This window comes from Bacteroides sp. MSK.20.12 (assembly GCF_019052435.1).
Classification (GTDB): domain Bacteria; phylum Bacteroidota; class Bacteroidia; order Bacteroidales; family Bacteroidaceae; genus Bacteroides; species Bacteroides xylanisolvens.
Genome location: NZ_JAHQVH010000039.1, coordinates 31,647 through 51,832 on the forward strand (window position 1 = coordinate 31,647; position 20,186 = coordinate 51,832).

General features: G+C 41.8%; 19 protein-coding genes. 12 read left to right on the forward strand and 7 right to left on the reverse strand.

Annotated features, from left to right (window positions below):
• From cysN to KTR06_RS18245, 12 genes are all read left to right on the forward strand, one after another.
• Entirely contained in the window at positions 1 to 1,461 is a 1,461-nt protein-coding gene (gene cysN / locus KTR06_RS18190) for a sulfate adenylyltransferase subunit CysN (RefSeq protein WP_049702999.1), read from the forward strand.
• An 83-nt stretch (positions 1,462 to 1,544) separates the two neighbouring features.
• On the forward strand, positions 1,545 to 2,651 hold the full coding sequence (locus KTR06_RS18195) for a sulfotransferase (protein WP_120068182.1): 1,107 nt from the start codon (positions 1,545 to 1,547) through the stop codon (positions 2,649 to 2,651).
• Between the two features lie 25 nt (positions 2,652 to 2,676).
• Complete coding sequence (locus KTR06_RS18200) at positions 2,677 to 3,645, forward strand: PCMD domain-containing protein (protein WP_120068185.1); 969 nt, start codon at positions 2,677 to 2,679, stop codon at positions 3,643 to 3,645.
• A 316-nt stretch (positions 3,646 to 3,961) separates the two neighbouring features.
• A complete protein-coding gene (locus tag KTR06_RS18205) occupies positions 3,962 to 5,101 on the forward strand; it encodes an OmpA family protein (protein WP_004313243.1) in 1,140 nt (379 codons plus the stop codon).
• Between the two features lie 74 nt (positions 5,102 to 5,175).
• Positions 5,176 to 5,592, forward strand: a complete 417-nt coding sequence (gene ruvX / locus KTR06_RS18210; protein WP_008021987.1) for a Holliday junction resolvase RuvX — start codon at positions 5,176 to 5,178, stop codon at positions 5,590 to 5,592.
• A 43-nt stretch (positions 5,593 to 5,635) separates the two neighbouring features.
• Entirely contained in the window at positions 5,636 to 6,190 is a 555-nt protein-coding gene (gene def / locus KTR06_RS18215; RefSeq protein WP_004313245.1) for a peptide deformylase, read from the forward strand.
• A 76-nt stretch (positions 6,191 to 6,266) separates the two neighbouring features.
• The gene (locus KTR06_RS18220) at positions 6,267 to 8,297 is read left to right on the forward strand and encodes a tetratricopeptide repeat protein (protein ID WP_120068188.1); all 2,031 of its coding nucleotides are present in this window, start codon (positions 6,267 to 6,269) and stop codon (positions 8,295 to 8,297) included.
• 82 nt (positions 8,298 to 8,379) lie between these two features.
• On the forward strand, positions 8,380 to 10,320 hold the full coding sequence (thrS, locus tag KTR06_RS18225) for a threonine--tRNA ligase (RefSeq protein ID WP_004311453.1): 1,941 nt from the start codon (positions 8,380 to 8,382) through the stop codon (positions 10,318 to 10,320).
• Positions 10,321 to 10,392: 72 nt separating this feature from the next.
• Positions 10,393 to 11,004: a translation initiation factor IF-3 gene (gene infC / locus KTR06_RS18230; protein ID WP_008021991.1), complete on the forward strand. Its 612-nt coding sequence runs from the start codon at positions 10,393 to 10,395 to the stop codon at positions 11,002 to 11,004.
• Between the two features lie 68 nt (positions 11,005 to 11,072).
• On the forward strand, positions 11,073 to 11,270 hold the full coding sequence (gene rpmI, locus KTR06_RS18235) for a 50S ribosomal protein L35 (protein ID WP_004326827.1): 198 nt from the start codon (positions 11,073 to 11,075) through the stop codon (positions 11,268 to 11,270).
• Positions 11,271 to 11,368: 98 nt separating this feature from the next.
• Positions 11,369 to 11,719, forward strand: a complete 351-nt coding sequence (rplT, locus tag KTR06_RS18240; protein WP_004297540.1) for a 50S ribosomal protein L20 — start codon at positions 11,369 to 11,371, stop codon at positions 11,717 to 11,719.
• A 358-nt stretch (positions 11,720 to 12,077) separates the two neighbouring features.
• The gene (locus KTR06_RS18245; RefSeq protein WP_120068300.1) at positions 12,078 to 12,839 is read left to right on the forward strand and encodes an EFR1 family ferrodoxin; all 762 of its coding nucleotides are present in this window, start codon (positions 12,078 to 12,080) and stop codon (positions 12,837 to 12,839) included.
• A gap of 17 nt (positions 12,840 to 12,856) precedes the next feature.
• Here KTR06_RS18245 and xpt read toward each other — a convergent pair whose 3' ends face one another.
• From xpt to KTR06_RS18280, 7 genes are all read right to left on the reverse strand, one after another.
• A complete protein-coding gene (gene xpt / locus KTR06_RS18250) occupies positions 12,857 to 13,429 on the reverse strand; it encodes a xanthine phosphoribosyltransferase (RefSeq protein WP_004311456.1) in 573 nt (190 codons plus the stop codon).
• Positions 13,430 to 13,519: 90 nt separating this feature from the next.
• The gene (locus tag KTR06_RS18255) at positions 13,520 to 14,827 is read right to left on the reverse strand and encodes a phenylacetate--CoA ligase (protein WP_008774846.1); all 1,308 of its coding nucleotides are present in this window, start codon (positions 14,825 to 14,827) and stop codon (positions 13,520 to 13,522) included.
• An 11-nt stretch (positions 14,828 to 14,838) separates the two neighbouring features.
• Positions 14,839 to 15,423: an indolepyruvate oxidoreductase subunit beta gene (locus tag KTR06_RS18260; protein WP_151922048.1), complete on the reverse strand. Its 585-nt coding sequence runs from the start codon at positions 15,421 to 15,423 to the stop codon at positions 14,839 to 14,841.
• A gap of 3 nt (positions 15,424 to 15,426) precedes the next feature.
• The gene (locus KTR06_RS18265; protein WP_008644106.1) at positions 15,427 to 17,019 is read right to left on the reverse strand and encodes a thiamine pyrophosphate-dependent enzyme; all 1,593 of its coding nucleotides are present in this window, start codon (positions 17,017 to 17,019) and stop codon (positions 15,427 to 15,429) included.
• A gap of 83 nt (positions 17,020 to 17,102) precedes the next feature.
• A complete protein-coding gene (gene mltG / locus KTR06_RS18270) occupies positions 17,103 to 18,140 on the reverse strand; it encodes an endolytic transglycosylase MltG (protein WP_074910947.1) in 1,038 nt (345 codons plus the stop codon).
• A gap of 459 nt (positions 18,141 to 18,599) precedes the next feature.
• On the reverse strand, positions 18,600 to 19,478 hold the full coding sequence (locus tag KTR06_RS18275) for a DNA/RNA non-specific endonuclease (protein WP_074910946.1): 879 nt from the start codon (positions 19,476 to 19,478) through the stop codon (positions 18,600 to 18,602).
• A gap of 27 nt (positions 19,479 to 19,505) precedes the next feature.
• Entirely contained in the window at positions 19,506 to 20,087 is a 582-nt protein-coding gene (locus tag KTR06_RS18280) for an epoxyqueuosine reductase QueH (RefSeq protein ID WP_074910944.1), read from the reverse strand.
• Between the last annotated feature and the right edge of the window lie 99 nt (positions 20,088 to 20,186).

Below are 20,186 nucleotides of genomic sequence, written 5' to 3' on the forward strand. Positions count from 1 at the left end.
ATGGCAGATAATAAATTAGATATAAAAGCTTTTCTGGACAAGGATGAACAGAAAGACTTATTGAGACTGTTGACGGCGGGTTCGGTGGATGACGGAAAATCAACATTGATCGGACGCTTGTTGTTTGACAGTAAGAAATTGTATGAAGATCAACTGGATGCACTGGAACGTGATAGTAAGCGTGTAGGAAATGCAGGTGAGCATATCGACTATGCGTTATTGCTGGATGGTTTGAAGGCTGAACGTGAACAGGGAATTACAATTGATGTGGCTTATCGCTATTTTTCTACTAATGGACGTAAATTTATCATCGCGGATACTCCGGGACACGAACAATACACCCGTAACATGATTACCGGCGGATCTACGGCGAACCTGGCTATCATCTTGGTGGATGCCCGCACGGGAGTGATTACCCAGACTCGTCGTCACACTTTTCTGGTGTCTTTGCTGGGGATCAAGCATGTGGTATTGGCTGTCAACAAGATGGACTTGGTGGACTTTTCGGAAGAGCGTTTTAATGAGATTGTGGCTGACTATAAGAAGTTTGTTACTCCGCTGGGTATTCCGGACGTAAACTGTATTCCTCTTTCTGCATTGGATGGGGATAATGTGGTGGATAAGTCAGAACGTACTCCGTGGTATAAGGGGATTTCTTTACTTGATTTCCTTGAAACGGTTCATATCGACAATGACCACAACTTTACGGATTTCCGTTTCCCGGTTCAGTATGTGCTTCGTCCGAATCTGGACTTCAGAGGATTCTGCGGTAAAGTGGCATCGGGTATTGTTCGCAAAGGCGATACAGTGATGGCGCTTCCTTCCGGAAAAACATCTAAGGTGAAGAGTATCGTGACTTATGACGGAGAATTGGATTATGCCTTCCCACCGCAGTCTGTGACATTGACGCTGGAAGATGAAATCGACGTGTCACGTGGTGAAATGTTGGTGCATCCTGACAATCTGCCGACTGTGGATCGTAACTTTGAAGCGATGATGGTTTGGATGGATGAAGAACCGATGGATATTAATAAATCGTTCTTTATTAAACAGACTACCAATTTGAGCCGTACGCGCATCGATACAATAAAGTACAAGGTGGATGTGAATACAATGGAACATCTGTCTCTGGAGAATGGTCAGTTGACCAAAGAGACTTTGCCTTTGCAATTGAATCAGATTGCCCGCGTGGTATTGACTACGGCTAAAGAGCTGTTCTTTGATCCTTATAAGAAAAATAAATCGTGCGGTTCCTTTATCTTGATCGATCCGATCACCAATAATACTTCTGCGGTAGGTATGATTATTGACCGGGTGGAAATGAAAGATATGAGCGACACGGAAGATGTGCCGGTATTGGATATGACGAAGCTGGGAATTGCTCCGGAGCATTATGAAGCGGTAGAAAAAGCAGTGAAGGAGTTGGAACGCCAGGGCTTGGCCGTACGACTAATAAAATAGATTGTTAAACAATAATTTGGAAGTTGGAAATGATGGCTTTACTGTCATTTCTAATTTTCGATTTTTAATTTTTAATTAATAAAGTGGGATTACTCGAATTTAATAAACTTCCGATTAATACATTGGTAGGTGCCGACTGGAAGACATTCAAGGCTATTACTGCCGGTCGTGAAATTGATGCAGCCTACAAGGGGAAATATCGATTGACTAAGGCTGTGTGTCGATTGCTTTCTCCATTGGCGTCATTGCAGGACAAGCGTTACGAGAAACTGCTCGCTAATCAGCCGTTGGAGCATGACCCGGTATTTATCCTAGGACACTGGCGAAGCGGAACTACGTTTGTACATAATGTATTCTCTTGTGATAAGCATTTTGGGTATAATACTACTTATCAGACTGTATTCCCTCATCTGATGATGTGGGGACAACCTTTCTTCAAAAAGAATATGAGTTGGCTGATGCCGGATAAGCGTCCGACGGATAATATGGAACTGGCAGTGGATCTTCCCCAGGAAGAGGAGTTTGCTTTGTCGAACATGATGCCTTATACCTATTATAATTTCTGGTTTCTGCCGAAGTATCAGCAGGAGTACGCTGATAAATATCTTTTGTTTGATGACATAACGGATGCCGAATTGAAGGTGTTTGAAGAGGTGTTCACTAAATTGATTAAGATTTCTTTGTGGAATACTCATGGTACTCAATTTCTTAGTAAGAACCCTCCGCATACCGGAAGGGTGAAGGAATTGGTGAAAATGTTCCCGAATGCTAAGTTTATCTACCTGGTGCGTAACCCGTATACTGTATTCGAATCTACACGCAGTTTCTTTACAAATACGATTCAGCCGTTGAAATTGCAGGATGTCAGCAATGAACAATTGGAGGAAAATATCCTTTCTATCTATGCAAAGCTTTATCATAAGTATGAATCGGATAAGAAGTTTATTCCGGAAGGTAACCTGATGGAAGTGAAATTTGAAGATTTCGAAGCGGATGCGATGGGTATGACGGAAACTATTTATAAGTCTCTTTCTATCCCCGGATTTGCTGAAGCACGTAACGATATAGAAAAATACGTGGGCGGAAAGAAGGGATATAAGAAGAATAAATATAAATATGACGACCGTACGATTCAATTGGTAGAAAAGAACTGGGATTTTGCTTTGAAACAATGGGATTATAAATTATAAGAAGAAAAAGAAAGGAAAAGTATTGATGATTCAGAAAAGCATTCATCGCCTGTTGATGACAGGTTTCGTTGCATTTATTTCTTCCTTGTCTTTGATGGCGCAACATAAAGTTGAGGTGATTCCTTTCGGGGACATGAATCAATGGGTGGACCGTCAGATAAAGGAGTCGAGCATTATTGGCGGGAATACTAAGAATGTATATGCGATAGGGCCGACGTCGGTGATCAAGGGGGATCAGGTTTATAAGAATATGGGTGGTTCGCCTTGGGCTACTTCGAATGTGATGGCGAAAGTGGCCGGTATTACGAAAACTAATACTTCGGTCTTTCCGGAGAAGCGGGGAGATGGATACTGTGCCCGTTTGGATACACGCATGGAAAGTGTGAAAGTGCTGGGATTGGTTAATATTACAGTGTTGGCGGCAGGGTCTATCTTTACCGGTTCGGTGCATGAGCCGATTAAGGGCACTAAAAATCCGCAGAAAATGTTGCAGACGGGTATTCCGTTTACAAAAAAACCGGTTGCTCTTCAGTTTGATTACAAGGTGAAGATGTCTGACCGGGAGAATCGTATTCGTGCTACCGGTTTCAGTAAGATTACGGATGTGCCCGGAAAAGATTATCCGGCAGCTATCCTGTTACTGCAAAAACGTTGGGAAGATGCCAATGGAAATGTGTATGCGAAACGGATAGGGACAATGGTGACTTATTATTATCACTCTACGGACTGGAAAAATAATGTAACTTATGAGATTATGTATGGTGATATAACGAATCGTCCGGAGTACAAGGCGCACATGATGCGTCTGCAAGCAACCGAAAGTTATACGGTGAACAGCAAGGGTGAAAGCGTGCCTATCCACGAAGTGGCCTGGGGAGATGAAAATGATGTTCCGACTCATATGTATATTCAATTTACATCCAGTCATGGAGGAGCTTATATCGGTTCTCCGGGAAATACATTATGGGTTGACAATGTAAAACTGGTATATTAACAAAGTATATAGACAAAGAAGAGAAATAGTCAGTGATATCATTTATCATTGACTATTTTTTTTGTTTTAATTCTTTTGTCACAAACCCTTTCAGATGCCTTCTGGAGTTATCTAAGACTTTTATCGCTCTATAAAAATCTATGAATGAATGAAAATTTACGTGTTTTTTTGTTTGTGTTATATTAAATATCTATATTTGCACCAAATTTAGAAAGAAGAATGACGTTTATTGTCTCTTAGTCAGGTGTAGAACATTTGGGTTGTGTATCTATCCTGTAAGACAATTGAAATATATTATTTACTAAAATAAATTGAGATGAAAAAGGGTTTATTGTTTATTTTATTGGCAGCAGCATCTGTATGTTTGCCTGCACAAGAAAAAGAAAATGCAGCAAAGAGTTATAGAGTGGAAACTAACCGCTTTGGTGCTAACTGGTTTATTAGTGGTGGCGTTGGCGCACAAATGTATTTTGGCGACAATGATGGTAAAGCCGATTTCGGAAAACGTCTTGCTCCGGCACTTGACATTGCTGTAGGTAAGTGGTTTACTCCAGGTATCGGATTACGCGTGGCTTACAACGGTCTTCAGGCTAAAGGTGCTACTCCTTATGCTAACGGTCCGCTTGTAGACGGAGGACAGTACTCTAATGGTTACTACAAAGAAAAATGGAATGTTGTTAACCTTCACGGAGACGTATTGTTGAACCTTACCAATATGTTCTGTGGTTATAAAGAAGATCGTCTGTACTCATTCATTCCTTATGTAGGTGCTGGATTCGTACACACAGGTAAAGGTCCGGGTTATGATGAACTGGGTATCAATGCCGGTTTGATCAACCGCTTCCGTCTGTCTTCAGCTTTGGATCTTAACGTTGAATTGCGCGGACTTTTGATGAAAGGCGCATTTGGTAACTCAGGTCCTGAAGGATTGGCTGGTCTGACTGTAGGTGTTACTTACAAGTTCAAGAAACGTGGTTGGGATGCTGTTCCTACTGTACCGATGGTTCCGGAAAGCCAGTTGAACGACATGAGAGACAGAGTAAACGCTCTGAAGGGTGAAAACGAATCTTTGAAACGTGACTTGGTTGAAGCACGTAACAAAAAACCGGAAGTGATCGTTAAGAAAGAAGCTGGTTTCATTCCACGTTATGTTGTTGTATTTAATATCGGAAAGAGCAACATCAGCAAGAGAGAGTATATGAATATCGAAGCTATGGCTAAAGGTATCAAAGCAACTGATAAAGTATTTACTGTAACAGGTTATGCTGATAAAGGTACTGGTTCTGCTGAATATAACATGAAATTGAGTAAGAAGAGAGCTGAAGCAGTTCGTGACCTGATGGTTAATGAATTCGGTGTTCCTGCTTCTCAGTTGAAAGTTGATTATAAGGGTGGCGTAGGCAACATGTTCTATGATGATGCTAAGTTAAGCCGTGTAGCTATTGTTGAAGAATAATATACATTTTAAATAATAGAATAAAAGAGACGTTTCCTTTCACAGGAAGCGTCTTTTTTGTATTTTTGTACCCCATGAGCAGAATAGTAGCAATAGATTATGGAAGAAAGCGTACTGGGATAGCTGTGAGCGATACTATGCAGTTGATTGCAAACGGATTGACAACAGTGCCTACGCATGAACTTCTGAACTTTATCGGTGAATATATGGCTAAAGAACCGGTGGAACGGATTATTATTGGATTGCCAAAGCAAATGAATAATGAGGTTTCGGAGAATATGAAGAATATAGAACCTTTTGTTCGTTCGCTGAAGAAGCGCTATCCGGACCTTCCGGTCGAGTATGTGGACGAACGGTTCACTTCTGTTCTTGCGCATCGTACCATGTTGGAGGCCGGTCTGAAGAAAAAGGACCGCCAAAATAAAGCATTGGTGGATGAGATAAGTGCTACTATTATTTTGCAAACATATTTGGAGAGTAAACGTTTTTAATAGAAGATATTGAATAACTTAATTTTTAGTAGAGTATAAAAATATGATTTTACCTATTTATGTATATGGTCAGCCTGTATTGAGAAAGGTTGCAGAGGACATAACACCGGATTATCCGAACCTGAAAGAGTTGATTGAAAACATGTTTGAAACAATGGTGCACGCCGATGGCGTAGGACTGGCTGCTCCGCAGATTGGTTTGCCTATTCGCGTGGTTACTATTACGTTGGATCCGCTTTCGGAGGAGTATCCTGAATTTAAAGACTTCAATAAGGCTTATATCAATCCCCACATTCTGGAAGTCGGGGGCGAAGAAGTGAACATGGAAGAGGGTTGTCTCAGTCTTCCCGGTATTCATGAAACAGTGAAAAGAGGTGATAAAATTCGCGTGAAATATATGGACGAGAATTTTGTGGAGCATGAAGAAGAGGTGGAGGGTTATCTGGCTCGGGTGATGCAGCATGAATTCGATCATTTGGATGGTAAGATGTTTATCGACCATATCTCACCGCTTCGTAAGCAGATGATTAAAGGAAAGCTGAATACGATGTTGAAGGGGAAAGCACGCAGTTCTTATAAGATGAAACAGGTGAAATAAAGATAAAAAACGTTTATATCCCTGTTAAGTAAGCGAAAAGCATTATTTTTGCTTCGTTTACAAGCATAAAATATCAATGGTAAAAAGAATCTTAACAGTTTTATTACTGTTCCCAACGCTGGTGTGTGCTCAGATAAATACGGATCGGGTGATGACTATTGCCCGAAACGCTCTTTATTTTGAGGACTATGTACTTTCTATTCAGTACTTTAACCAGGTTATTAACGCTAAACCTTATCTGTATGAGCCCTATTTCTTCAGGGCATTGGCAAAACTAAACCTGGAGGATTTCCAGGGTGCTGAAACAGACTGTGATGCAGCTATCCAACGCAATCCGTTTGTGGTGGGTGCTTATCAGATTCGTGGTTTGGCAAGGATTCGTCAGAGTAAATTTGATGGAGCGATTGAGGATTACAAGAAAGCATTGCATTATGATCCGGAGAATATTACCTTATGGCATAACCTGACATTATCTCATATCCAGAAGAAAGATTATGATGCTGCGAAAGAGGATTTGGAAAGTTTGCTGAAAGTATCTCCGCGTTATACCCGCGCTTATTTGATGAGGGGGGAAGTGTCCTTGCAACAGAAGGATACGATTGCTGCCTTGAACGACTTCAATAAGGCTCTTGAACTGGATAAATATGATCCGGACGCATGGTCTGCAAGAGCGATCGTTAAATTACAGCAGGCTAAGTATGCGGAAGCTGAAGCGGATTTCAACCGTGCTATTCCTTTGAGCGCTAAGAATGCGGGAAATTATATAAATCGTGCATTGGCACGTTTTCATCAGAATAATTTGAGAGGCGCTATGAGCGATTATGATCTGGCGTTGGATATTGATCCGAATAACTTTATCGGTCATTATAACCGTGGTTTGTTGCGTGCTCGGGTAGGAGATGACAACCGGGCTATTGAAGATTTTGACTTTGTCATCAAGATGGAGCCGGATAATATGATGGCTGTCTTTAACCGTGGATTGCTACGTGCCCAAACGGGTGATTATCGCGGGGCAATACAAGATTACACAACTGTTATCAACCAGTATCCGAACTTCCTTGCCGGATATTACCAGCGTTCGGAAGTTCGCAGAAAGATTGGCGACAAGAAAGGAGCGGAGCAGGACGAGTTTAAAGTCATGAAAGCTCAAATAGATAAGCAGAACGGTGTGACGAATAAAGATGTAGCACAGAATAAGGATAAGGAAAACGAAGAGGAAGGCGGAGAGAAGACCCGTAAGAAATCAGATAAGAATATGAATAACTATCGTAAGATAGTGATTGCCGATGATTCCGAAGCTGAACAACGCTATACAAGTGATTATCGTGGACGTGTGCAGGATAAGAACGTAAATATAAAACTGGAACCGATGTTCGCTTTGACTTATTATGAGAAGATGAGTGACGTGAAGCGTTCGGTGAACTTTCACAAATATATTGAGGATTTAAACCGTACAGGTATACTTCCGAAACGTCTTCGCATCACGAATATGGAAGCTCCGTTGACGGAAGAACAGGTGAAAGTGCATTTTGCCTTGATCGATACACATACATCGGCTATTGTGGAAGATGATAAGAATGCCTCAAAACGTTTTGCCCGTGCAATTGATTTTTATTTGGTGCAGGACTTCTCGAGTGCAGTTTCTGATTTGACTCAGACAATCTTGTTGGATGGTGATTTCTTCCCGGCATATTTTATGCGTGCATTGATTCGTTGTAAACAGTTGGAATATCAGAAAGCGGAACAAGCTGTCGAAACAGATGTTGTTCCTGGCGATAATAAGCGTAAAGAGATTACCGCGGTAGATTATGAGGTGGTGAGAAAAGATTTGGATAAGGTGATTAATCTGGCTCCGGACTTTGTATATGCATATTATAATCGTGCCAATGTTTCTGCCATGTTGAAAGATTACCGGGCTGCAATTGTCGACTATGATAAGGCGATCGAGCTGAATCCTGATTTTGCGGATGCTTACTTCAACCGTGGACTGACTCATATTTTCTTAGGAAATAATAAGCTGGGTATTTCTGATTTGAGTAAAGCCGGTGAGTTGGGGATTGTTTCTGCTTATAATGTTATCAAACGTTTTACAGATCAATCGGAATAACATTTTTTTGATAAAAAATAGAAAACTCAAAAGATTTAGTTACTTTTGCGTTCAAATTATGAAAATATAACATCATCATATTATGATAAAGATAACATTTCCCGATGGCTCCGTTCGTGAGTATAACGAAGGAGTGAACGGTTTACAGATTGCTGAAAGTATCAGCTCGCGTCTGGCACAGGAAGTGCTTGCATGTGGAGTGAACGGCGAGACTTATGATTTAGGACGTCCTATTAATGAAGATGCTAATTTTGTTCTTTATAAATGGGATGATGAAGAGGGTAAACATGCGTTTTGGCATACAAGTGCACACTTGCTGGCGGAAGCTTTGCAGGAACTTTATCCGGGTATCCAGTTTGGTATCGGACCGGCTATCGAGAACGGATTCTACTATGATGTGGATCCGGGTGAAGCTGTGATTAAAGAAAGCGACCTTCCAGCCATTGAAGCTAAAATGTTGGAACTGGCTGCAAAGAAAGAAGAGGTAGTCAGAAAAAGCATCGCAAAGACAGATGCTCTGAAAATGTTTGGCGATCGTGGCGAAACATACAAATGTGAATTGATCTCCGAACTGGAAGACGGACACATTACAACTTATACCCAGGGTGCATTTACTGACCTTTGTCGTGGTCCTCACTTGATGACGACTGCTCCGATCAAGGCTATCAAGTTGACTTCAGTGGCTGGTGCTTACTGGCGCGGTCATGAAGATCGTAAGATGCTGACCCGTATTTATGGTATCACGTTCCCGAAGAAAAAAATGCTGGATGAATATCTGGTATTGCTGGAAGAAGCGAAGAAGCGTGACCACCGTAAGATCGGTAAGGAGATGCAGTTGTTTATGTTCTCCGAAACTGTAGGTAAGGGACTTCCTATGTGGTTGCCGAAAGGTACTGCATTGCGTCTGCGTCTGCAAGAGTTCTTGCGTCGTATTCAGACACGTTACGATTATCAGGAAGTAATCACTCCGCCAATTGGTAATAAATTGCTGTATGTGACTTCAGGTCACTATGCAAAATATGGTAAGGATGCATTCCAGCCTATTCATACTCCGGAAGAGGGTGAAGAGTATTTCTTGAAACCAATGAACTGCCCTCACCACTGTGAGATTTACAAGAACTTCCCACGTTCATATAAGGACCTTCCATTGCGTATTGCAGAATTTGGTACGGTTTGTCGTTATGAACAAAGTGGTGAGTTACATGGTTTAACTCGTGTACGTAGCTTTACACAGGATGATGCGCATATCTTCTGCCGTCCGGAACAAGTGAAAGATGAATTCCTTCGTGTGATGGATATCATATCTATCGTGTTCCGTTCTATGGATTTCCAGAATTTTGAAGCACAGATATCCTTGCGTGATAAAGTGAACCGTGAAAAGTACATCGGTAGCGATGATAACTGGGAAAAGGCTGAACAGGCTATTATTGAGGCTTGTGCGGAAAAAGGCTTGCCTGCTAAGATTGAGTATGGAGAAGCAGCTTTCTATGGTCCTAAACTTGACTTTATGGTGAAAGACGCTATCGGTCGTCGTTGGCAGCTGGGTACGATCCAGGTTGACTACAACTTGCCGGAACGTTTTGAACTTGAATATATGGGTTCTGACAATCAGAAGCATCGCCCGGTAATGATTCACCGTGCTCCGTTCGGATCAATGGAACGTTTTGTTGCCGTACTGATTGAACATACTGCCGGTAAATTCCCATTGTGGCTGACACCGGAACAGGTAGTTATTCTGCCAATCAGTGAGAAGTTCAATGAATATGCAGAGCAGGTGAAGATGTATCTGAAGATACACGAAATCCGTGCGATTGTAGATGATCGTAACGAGAAGATCGGCCGTAAGATTCGTGATAATGAGATGAAACGTATTCCTTATATGCTGATTGTCGGCGAAAAAGAAGCAGAAAATGGAGAAGTTTCTGTTCGTAGACAAGGCGAAGGTGACAAAGGAACTATGAAATTTGAAGAATTTGCTAAAATTTTGAACGAAGAAGTTCAGAATATGATAAATAAATGGTAACTTTGCAGCCGTTTCAGAATAAAATATTTAGTATAACAATAAAAAGATCAAACTAGGAAGTAAACGTTTTTAATGAAGAATGACACTCTAAAAGGGCAATACAGAATCAATGAACAGATTCGTGCCAAGGAAGTTCGCATAGTAAGCGATGATATTGAACCGAAAGTATATCCAATCTTTCAGGCTCTGAAAATGGCTGAAGAGAGAGAATTGGATTTAGTGGAAATTTCTCCTAATGCTCAACCCCCTGTTTGTCGTATTATTGATTATTCTAAATTTCTTTATCAATTAAAGAAACGCCAGAAGGAACAGAAAGCGAAGCAGGTTAAGGTTAATGTGAAGGAAATCCGTTTCGGACCCCAGACAGACGACCATGATTACAACTTTAAGTTGAAGCATGCTAAAGGATTTTTGGAAGATGGCGATAAGGTGAAGGCTTATGTATTCTTTAAAGGTCGCTCCATCCTTTTCAAGGAGCAAGGTGAAGTGCTTTTGCTTCGTTTTGCAAATGACTTGGAAGACTACGCTAAAGTAGATCAAATGCCGATACTGGAAGGTAAGCGCATGACTATTCAGCTTTCTCCGAAAAAGAAAGAAGCTTCTAAAAAGCCGGCAACAGCTGGAACACCGAAACCTGCTGCTCCTGCACAAAAAGCAGAGAAGCCGGAAACGGGCGAAGAATAAGAAAGGATGCGTAACGCGCAGGTATAGTGCGTTGCCATTATATATTTAATAATTTAAAAACAAGTAAGATGCCAAAGATGAAGACTAACTCCGGTTCTAAAAAAAGGTTTACCCTTACCGGAACAGGTAAAATCAAAAGAAAGCACGCTTTTCACAGTCACATTTTGACTAAGAAAACTAAGAAGAGAAAAAGAAATCTGTGCTACTCTACAACTGTTGATACAACAAATGTAAGCCAGGTTAAGGAACTCTTAGCAATGAAGTAATCAAAAGCGTAAAAGTATTATTAAAGTATTAACCGAATGCATTAGCCTGAAGTTCGCTGCGTGAAGTAGCGGCGCTAACATTCAAAAAAAGTAAAACTATGCCAAGATCAGTAAATCATGTTGCTTCAAAAGCAAGAAGAAAGAAAATTTTGAAATTAACCAGAGGTTACTTTGGTGCAAGAAAGAATGTATGGACCGTAGCTAAAAACACTTGGGAAAAGGGTTTGACTTACGCGTTCCGTGACCGTAGAAATAAGAAAAGAAACTTCCGCGCTCTTTGGATACAACGTATCAACGCTGCTGCACGTCTTGAAGGAATGTCTTATTCTAAATTGATGGGCGGTCTGCACAAAGCCGGTATTGAAATAAACCGTAAGGTTTTGGCTGATTTAGCTATGAATCACCCGGAAGCTTTCAAAGCTGTAGTTGCAAAAGCAAAAGCTGCTTAAGCATCAATAGTTTACGAGTTACAAAGTGTCAGTTACTAAGCTAGTAACTGGCACTTTTCTTTTGTTAGGCAGATGAAAGGGAATAAAAAAATGTTAGTTGGCAAACAAAATCCTTTTTTTTCTTGTTAGTTTCATGTATTCTTATTACATTTGTGATACTAAAATATTAGCCGTATCGACTGGATCGGGAAACTCTTCAAATTAATCTGATGCACCGAGAAAGCTTCGTTCTTCAATGGCGGGCCACATCCTTCGGGACAGCTTTAAGCCGGTGGATTACAAAGAGGGCGAGCGCTCAAATCTTGTTCTATCAGAGTTTCATCACATCGTCGATGCGGCTTTTTTTATATACTTTTCTATGATATTCTATTTCTCCGGTACAGGTAATTCTAAATGGATTGCAAATCAGCTTTCCAAAGAGCAAAAAGAAGAATTGGTTTTTATTCCCGATGCGTTAAATAACGGAACGTTCGAGTTTTGTTTGCGGGAAGATGAAAAGATTGGTTTTGTATTTCCTGTCTATTCGTGGGCGCCTCCTGCAATCGTACTTAATTTTATTCGGCAACTCTCTTTAAAGGAGTATAAAAGACAATATTTGTTTTTTGTTTGTTCCTGTGGGGATGATACCGGGCTTACGCAGCAGGTGCTGGAGAAGGCTTTGAGTCATAAAGGCTGGAAGTGTCATGCAGGCTTTTCTGTGACTATGCCCAATAATTATGTATTGCTTCCCGGTTTTGACGTAGATAAGAAAGAGCTGGAGGAGAAAAAACTGGCAGATGCTATTCCGGCTGTCAATCAAATAAATGCTTCGATAAGCAGGAGAGAGGAGTTGTTTCTTTGTCATGAAGGGAGTATCCCTTTTATTAAGACGAGGATTATCAATCCTTTATTTAATCGCTTTCAGATGTCTCCCGGGAATTTTTATACTACGGATGCTTGTATTGGATGTAAGCGTTGTGAGAAGAGTTGTCCGGTAGGGAATATTATGATGATGGGCAGAAAGCCTGTTTGGGGGATGGATTGCACCTCATGCCTGGCATGTTATCATGTTTGTCCGCAGCATGCGGTGCAATATGGGAAAAGAACGAAAGATAAAGGGCAGTATTTCAATCCTAATTAATCTACTCGCCAATTAATCTACTCGTCTTTGATTTTAATGCAGCAATTGGATAAGTCTTCAATGATAGCTAGGCTTTCTACTCTGACGCCTTGCTCCTCAAGTTTTTTACGCCCATTTTGGAAGGCTTTTTCAATAATGAATCCCATTCCTACCAAGTTTGCTCCGGATTGCTTGATGAGGTCGATAATGCCTAATGCGGCATTGCCATACGCGAGGAAGTCATCCACGAAAAGAACATTGTCATTTGGAGTGAGGAAATCGGCACTGATAACGACTTCATAATCACGATCTTTGGTGAATGAGTGCACGGTGGTGCTTAGTGCATTCTGAATGGTTTTAGGAGACTTTTTCTTTGCAAATACAACTGGTAAATCCATCAGGTAGCCTGTCATGATAGCCGGGGCGATGCCGCTGGCTTCGATTGTCATAATCTTATTTACGTTTGTGGCTGCAAAACGACGGACAAACTCGACTCCGATTGATTTCATCAGGACAGGATCCATTTGATGATTAATAAAACCGTCTACTTTCAGGATACCTCCTTCGTAGCATTTTCCGTCTTGCAGAATTCTTTTTTTAAGTAATTGCATGCTGTATGATATTAATTAATAATGTGCTAATATTCCATCCCGCATGGTGAAAACGGCGGTTGGTATATTAGCACATGGATATTTGAATCGTTACTTGTTGTCTCTTAAGTCTTTCACCCGGACGGCTTTTCCTTCGCTTTGAGGGAGAGAGCCTTTCTTTACCAGTTTAACTTTAGGAGTCACCAATATTTCATCCTTCAATTGGCGGGTAATATCCTTGCGGATCTTCTCCAGTTCAATATAATTGTCGGTAGAAAGGTCGCTTAATTCTACTTCGACGATCATTTCGTCTTGGTTGTTGACAGTTTCCAGCGTAATCAGGTAGTTGCTGCCTAATTCGGGGAATTGTACGAGAATCTTTTCTACCTGCATCGGGAAGATGTTTACTCCCTTGATAATGAACATATCATCACTACGTCCCTTGATACGGTCGATACGGATATGGGTACGGCCACATGGGCATTTTCCGGGAAGAATACGGGTTAAATCGCGGGTACGATAGCGAATTAACGGCATCATTTCACGATCGAGAGTCGTAAGTACTAATTCTCCGATTTCTCCTTCCGGAACAGGTTCGCCTGTTTCCGGATCGATAATTTCTACCAGATAACAGTCTTCCCAGAAGTGCATTCCATTCTGTTCCTTACATTCGAAGGCAACACCGGGACCGTTCATCTCTGTCATGCCGAAGCTGTTGTAGGCTTTTACACCCAGCATTTTTTCTATTTTCCGGCGTTGTTCGTCGGTATGGGGTTCGGCGCCGATAACCAGGGTTTTCAGTGTGGTTCCTTTGGGATCGAGTCCTTCTTCCTGGAAGACTTCTGCAAGGCGGATGGCATAGCTGGGGATAGCATGTAAAGCGGTAGTCTTAAAGTCGTTGATGAATTTAATCTGTCGTTTACTGTTTCCTGCAGCGGCAGGGACTGTCAGGCAACCCAAGCGTTCTGCACCGTATTGGAAGCCTAAACCTCCTGTAAACATACCGTATCCGGAGCTGTTTTGGAAAACGTCAGTCTTGCGTATTCCTACTGCATACAGACAGCGGGCTACCAGGTTGGCCCAGGAATCGAGGTCGTGTTGTGAGTGAACGATAACAGTCGGGTTTCCGGTGGTACCACTGGAAGAGTGAATACGTACACCATCATTGCTCATATCACCTGCCACCAGTCCGAACGGGTAGTGGGCGCGCATGTCAGATTTGGTAGTGAAAGGTACTTTGCGGATATCATCCAATGACTGTATGCTATCTGCCGTGATGCCATGTTTGCTGAAAACTTCTTTGTAATATGGAGCGTTCGCAGCTATATTAATTGTTTTTTTAAGCCGTTGAAGCTGCAATTCCTGCAACTTCTCCCGGCTCATGGTTTCTAATTCTTCTTCCCAGTATTGTGTACTCATGGTAATGCCTTTTATTGCATCAGCTTTTCCGCAATTTCTTTGCCGGCTGCCAATGCTTTAAGATTCATTTCTACAATTGCTTCTCCCTTGCGCTGGAAGATTTCACGGATGCTGTCTTGCACTTTTTCGTAATCAATGCCCAGGAATGGGATTGTTGCTCCCAGTAAGACAATGTTGGCAACGCGGGCGGAGCCTACTTCTTTTGCCACTTTATCTACGTTCAATACTATCTTATGAGGCAGTTTGTTGATTTCTGCCATCACTTTGTCTGTTTCCGGATAATTGGGGATGTTGACAAACGGAGTTTCGTTAGTCACCAACCAGCCGGTAGGGCTAAGGTAGGGGAGGTAACGCAATCCTTCCATCGGTTCCAATGAGATGATGAGATCACATTTGCCTGATGGGATCAGGTCTGAAGCAATCGGCTGGTCGCTGATGCGGAGATTGGATTGGACATCTCCTCCGCGTTGGCTCATTCCGTGTACTTCCGCTTGTTTCATGTATAATCCTTCTTTCAAGGCAGCTTTGCCGATTACTGTGGCAATGGACAGAATTCCCTGTCCGCCGACTCCTGATAATATAATGTCTTTTTTCATGGCTTACTTACTTCTTTTTTTGCGTGCTAATGTCTGGATACACTCTCTGCGTGGGATAATGACAGATACACCACGATATTCGATTTCTTCGCGAATGATTTGCTTCATTTCCTCATAGTTTTTCTTCAATGGAGTAACTACACGGATATGGGCCGGATCTACTCCGATACCTGCACAGATCGCTTCGATGCGTCCGGTTCCGGCAGAATCCTGTCCACCTGTCATGGCGGTAGTTTCATTGTCGGAGATGACGATGGTTACACTGGCGTTCTCGTTCACGCAATCTAACAGTCCGGTCATTCCTGAATGGGTGAATGTTGAATCGCCGATGACAGCTACAGCCGGGAAAAGACCTCCGTCAGCGGCACCTTTTGCCATCGTAATGGAAGCACCCATATCCACGCATGAATTAATTGCATTGAAAGGAGCATTTGCACCTAATGTATAACAGCCGATATCGCTGAATACTTTATGAGATGGATATTCTTCTTTCAGAACTTCGGTCAGCGTGATATACATATCGCGGTGTCCGCAGCCTTCGCAAAGTGCAGGCGGGCGCATTTCTACAACAGAAGGAATACCGAATTCCGATTTATTCTCTTTACCTACGGCACGGGCTACAGAGTCCGGATTTAACTCTCCGTCCTGTGACAGAGTACCGTCGAGGCGTCCTTTTACTTTAACGCCGATACCCAGATAACCTTTCAATTGTTTTTCTACAAAGGGTTGTCCGTCTTCCAGAACTAGGATTTCGTCACAAGACTCGATCAATTGATGCAATTGTTTTTTAGGCAATGGATATTGGCCGATCTTGAGTACCGGATATTCGCAACCTTCCGGATAGTTTTCCATCAGATAATTGTAACCGATACCACAAGCTACGATTCCCAGCTTTTTGTTAGGACCGTCTGTGTATTTATTATAAGGTGATTCTTCTGAAGCTTTGATAAATTCGTCTTGGCGGGCAAGCAATACTTTGTAGCGTTTGCGGGCATTTCCCGGCAACAAGATGAACTGACGCGGATCTTCGCTGAAAGAGATGCTGTTCTGCGGCTTTTGCTCTTTGCGTTCTACTCCTGAACGGGAGTGTGCCAGACGGGTTACCATACGCATCAGGATCGGTTCGCCTACTTTTTCAGAGAATTCGAAACCACTGTATACCATATCATACGCTTCCTGCTGATTGCTTGGTTCGTACATCGGTATCAGTGAGAAATCTCCGTAGAAACGGCTGTCCTGTTCGTTCTGCGAGGAGTGCATACTGGGGTCGTCTGCGGCTATCACAATCAATCCGCCTTTCACGCCTGTGATGGCAGAGTTGACGAAACAGTCGGCAGCTACATTCATACCTACGTGCTTCATACAAACTAATGCCCGTTTACCTACGAAAGACATACCCAACGCAGCTTCCATCGCTGTTTTTTCATTGGCACACCAACGGTTGTGTATATTCTGTTCGGTCGTTATAGGGGCCATTTGAATATATTCCGTAATTTCAGTTGAAGGAGTACCCGGATAGGCATAAACGCCTGAAAGTCCGGCATCCAGTGCAGCTTGTGCAATGGCTTCATCGCCAAGTAAGAGTTGCTTGCTCATATCTATTTCTTTTATTTAGTGTTGATCACAGTTTGTTAATCTATCGGGCAAAGATAGGCTTTTCCGTTCGTTTTATCACAAATTTACTTGAAAATCTTTCTTTCATTCAGGGCTTTCCAGTATTTTCTTGCATTTGCCATGTGGTCGGCGTAATTGGAGGCAAAGTTGTGGGTTCCGGAAAAATCTTCTTTGGCGCACATGTAGATATAGTTATGTTTGGTATAGTTCAACACGCTGTCTATTCCCTTTTTAGAGGGGATACGGATGGGTCCTGGAGGTAATCCGGTATTTATATAGGTATTGTAGGGAGAATTGACTTTTAAATGCTCGTTGGTAATTCGGCGCAGGCCAAAATCCTGCAGGGCAAATTTGATGGTGGGATCTGCTTGTAAGGGCATATCTTGATGTAACCGGTTGATATACAATCCGGCTACCATTGGCTTTTCTTCGTTGTTGTTGGTCTCTTCTTCAACGATGGAAGCAAGTGTGCTGACTTCTTCCGGTGTCATGCCGATGGCGGTAGCTTGTGACAGGCGATCTTTATTCCAGAAGCGTTTGTGTTCGTCCTTTATTCGTTTAAAGAATTCGTCTACGCCCATATCCCAATATACCTGATAGGTTTCCGGTATGAAAAGGCTGGGGAGTGTTATGTTGGTATATCCCATTTGAGCTAGGAAAGTAGAGTCGAATAGTTGGCTCGCGATTTCGGCAGAGTCTATCATGAGCTGCTTGCCGATGCTTCGTGCCAATCGGTCTAATGTCCGGACGCTTCCGATAGTAAGGTTCATAGGTTCCTGATAACCTCTGGAAAAACGGCTATATACATGATAAACATTGTCATTGGGGCGAATGGCATAACGACCGGTGTGGATATTCTGATTGAAATCCTTGTATTTTGCCATCCACTGGAATCCGGTGAACTTATTGACATGCCCGAATTCTTTTATTTTATGGTAGATAGAATCGGCAGTATCATCCCGGTCTACATAAATATATACGGTTTTAGATGGGTGAAATTGGGGGGCAAACAGATAATAATAAAAGGTGCCTCCGGCAACTGCACAAAGGAGGAATGCTCCGATTAGAATTGATAGTAGAATATTTCTCTTTTTTTTCTTCATCTTTTGAGGTGTATTTAAAAAAGTTCGTCAAAGATAAAAAGAATTTGGATAGGAGTGTTCTCTTTTTAGGATGAATCATAAGGCGACTACATCAAAAGTATATTTTCTTTCGGTGCGATTGTGAATTCATTCTTTCACGTTACGTCTGCCTTGCTTGATTTATTCAGCTGCTTATTGTGCTGCTTGGCATTCATTGCAATTATCTTTTTGTTTCCAGCGTAGTTCCATTATTCCCATATATTGTGGGACTATTTTCCCGCAATATATGGGAATATTTTCTCATAAAATAAGAGAATACTTTCCCACAATATGTGGGAATAAGACAATCTCTTGACGTTACAATGTGAAACCTTGAGAGTAATACAACAACTCCCTTTTATTGAAGTGAGAGTCTGTTTGTAACTAGAATGCCATTGGCACAGGGAAATGAATTCATTTCAGAGAAACGAGTTTTGCTACTTAATTAGGCCACAGGGAGTAATTAATATCTGCTTCTATTTTGTTTTCTATCTCATCGGGCAGAGGTGCGAAGAAATCCATGTTAGTCAGGCTCTCGATGCTATCTATTGTTACCGCATAGGATGATAGAGGTTCTACTGCCTGCTCATTATTGAATAAGAAACCGATAGCTCGTATCGGCTTGACAAAAGGAGAAAGGACTACTTTAAAAAACTTTTGAGGTACTACGACTTTATTCTTTCCGATTGTTTTGGGATGTTTTTCAATAATAGGGCCACATATAATAATGATGGCGCTGTCTGCTATGGCCCAATTCCGGATCTTTTCTTCCAGATTTTTCCATCCTCTTCTGTTTAGTTGTGGATGTTGCGGACACATATTGCTGAAATAAAATGATTCTTTCATAGCTTCAGGGCTCCATTTCATATCTGCGGCGGGAGCCATGTGACCTTTGTCATATCCTGAACGGGTATAGTCGGCATTCGTTGCAATCGGCCCTGTCACTAATGGATCGGCAATAAAACGATTACCTCTTTTTTCTTTTCCTTTGGTTTCTTCCCTGGTTAATTCGTAAGAAACCCAGTTGGGAATTTTTAAATCTTTGTTATATGACACTGTATATCCGCTATGGTGGATGATTTGTTCTTGCCGGGGAACTAGTGATACAAGTGTCTCCAGATCTTTACTGGGTGGAATTTGAAAGGAAGTATCAGTTTGCGGTTCGTTATTTTTCTGGATATTAATCTGCTGGCAATACAAATAAACACCAAAAAGAATAGGAATGAGCACAATAATGGCGATGATACATCCTAATCTATTATTAGAATGTGATTTCTTTTTGAATAGTTTTCTGTTTTTACCTTTTTTATTTCGATTCATTGATTGGCTGGTGATGACAGGTTTGTTTTATTCTTCTTTTCTCATGCTGAATTCGCAACCGCAATATTGTTGGTTGTAAAAGTTGTATTCTTTAATGATGGCAATACGTCGTTCGCTAAGTCCCCCTTTCCGCCAATTCTGTTCCCAGTACGTAACATCCGGGTAAAAGGCGGTAGCATATTGTCCGGCTTCATTGATCTGCTCCAGGCTTTTCCAACGACTGGAGGCAAGTGTCGTGGTAATTACAGAGAAACCATGTTCGTGTGCGTAACGGGCTGTCTCCAATAAACGCAGTTTAAAACAACGCAGGCAACGTCCTCCTCTTTCAGGTTCCTGCTCCATTCCTGCTATGTGACATCGCCAGTTGTCATGATCGTAATCCGCATCTATGATCTCCAATCCCAATGATTGGGCATAGCGCGTACATTCTTCTTTTCTTATCATATACTCTTCCTGCGGATAAATATTAGGATTGCAATAATAAATGACAGGGGTGATATGATGCTGCATCATACATTCAATAATGGCTGATGAACAAGGAGCACAACAAGTATGAAGCAAGACTTTATCGGCTCCTCCCGGAACTTCGAGTTGGAATTTCTTTTTCATGCTGTAAAGTTAGTACATATTTACGATACGAGTCAATGGTTTATGTTTTATTCAGAATAGTTTTTTTAGTATCTTTGTCCACTCAAGTTTATAACAGAT

What these genes read in the sequence shown, in the direction of transcription:
- cysN (WP_049702999.1), top strand. Translation starts at nt 1, where the DNA reads ATGGCAGATAATAAATTAGATATAAAAGCTTTTCTGGACAAGGATGAA.
- KTR06_RS18200 (WP_120068185.1), top strand. Translation starts at nt 2,677, where the DNA reads ATGATTCAGAAAAGCATTCATCGCCTGTTGATGACAGGTTTCGTTGCA.
- KTR06_RS18205 (WP_004313243.1), top strand. Translation starts at nt 3,962, where the DNA reads ATGAAAAAGGGTTTATTGTTTATTTTATTGGCAGCAGCATCTGTATGT.
- ruvX (WP_008021987.1), top strand. Translation starts at nt 5,176, where the DNA reads ATGAGCAGAATAGTAGCAATAGATTATGGAAGAAAGCGTACTGGGATA.
- def (WP_004313245.1), top strand. Translation starts at nt 5,636, where the DNA reads ATGATTTTACCTATTTATGTATATGGTCAGCCTGTATTGAGAAAGGTT.
- KTR06_RS18220 (WP_120068188.1), top strand. Translation starts at nt 6,267, where the DNA reads ATGGTAAAAAGAATCTTAACAGTTTTATTACTGTTCCCAACGCTGGTG.
- thrS (WP_004311453.1), top strand. Translation starts at nt 8,380, where the DNA reads ATGATAAAGATAACATTTCCCGATGGCTCCGTTCGTGAGTATAACGAA.
- infC (WP_008021991.1), top strand. Translation starts at nt 10,393, where the DNA reads ATGAAGAATGACACTCTAAAAGGGCAATACAGAATCAATGAACAGATT.
- rpmI (WP_004326827.1), top strand. Translation starts at nt 11,073, where the DNA reads ATGCCAAAGATGAAGACTAACTCCGGTTCTAAAAAAAGGTTTACCCTT.
- rplT (WP_004297540.1), top strand. Translation starts at nt 11,369, where the DNA reads ATGCCAAGATCAGTAAATCATGTTGCTTCAAAAGCAAGAAGAAAGAAA.
- KTR06_RS18245 (WP_120068300.1), top strand. Translation starts at nt 12,078, where the DNA reads ATGATATTCTATTTCTCCGGTACAGGTAATTCTAAATGGATTGCAAAT.
- xpt (WP_004311456.1), bottom strand. Translation starts at nt 13,429, where the DNA reads ATGCAATTACTTAAAAAAAGAATTCTGCAAGACGGAAAATGCTACGAA.
- KTR06_RS18255 (WP_008774846.1), bottom strand. Translation starts at nt 14,827, where the DNA reads ATGAGTACACAATACTGGGAAGAAGAATTAGAAACCATGAGCCGGGAG.
- KTR06_RS18260 (WP_151922048.1), bottom strand. Translation starts at nt 15,423, where the DNA reads ATGAAAAAAGACATTATATTATCAGGAGTCGGCGGACAGGGAATTCTG.
- KTR06_RS18265 (WP_008644106.1), bottom strand. Translation starts at nt 17,019, where the DNA reads ATGAGCAAGCAACTCTTACTTGGCGATGAAGCCATTGCACAAGCTGCA.
- mltG (WP_074910947.1), bottom strand. Translation starts at nt 18,140, where the DNA reads ATGAAGAAAAAAAAGAGAAATATTCTACTATCAATTCTAATCGGAGCA.
- KTR06_RS18275 (WP_074910946.1), bottom strand. Translation starts at nt 19,478, where the DNA reads ATGAATCGAAATAAAAAAGGTAAAAACAGAAAACTATTCAAAAAGAAA.
- KTR06_RS18280 (WP_074910944.1), bottom strand. Translation starts at nt 20,087, where the DNA reads ATGAAAAAGAAATTCCAACTCGAAGTTCCGGGAGGAGCCGATAAAGTC.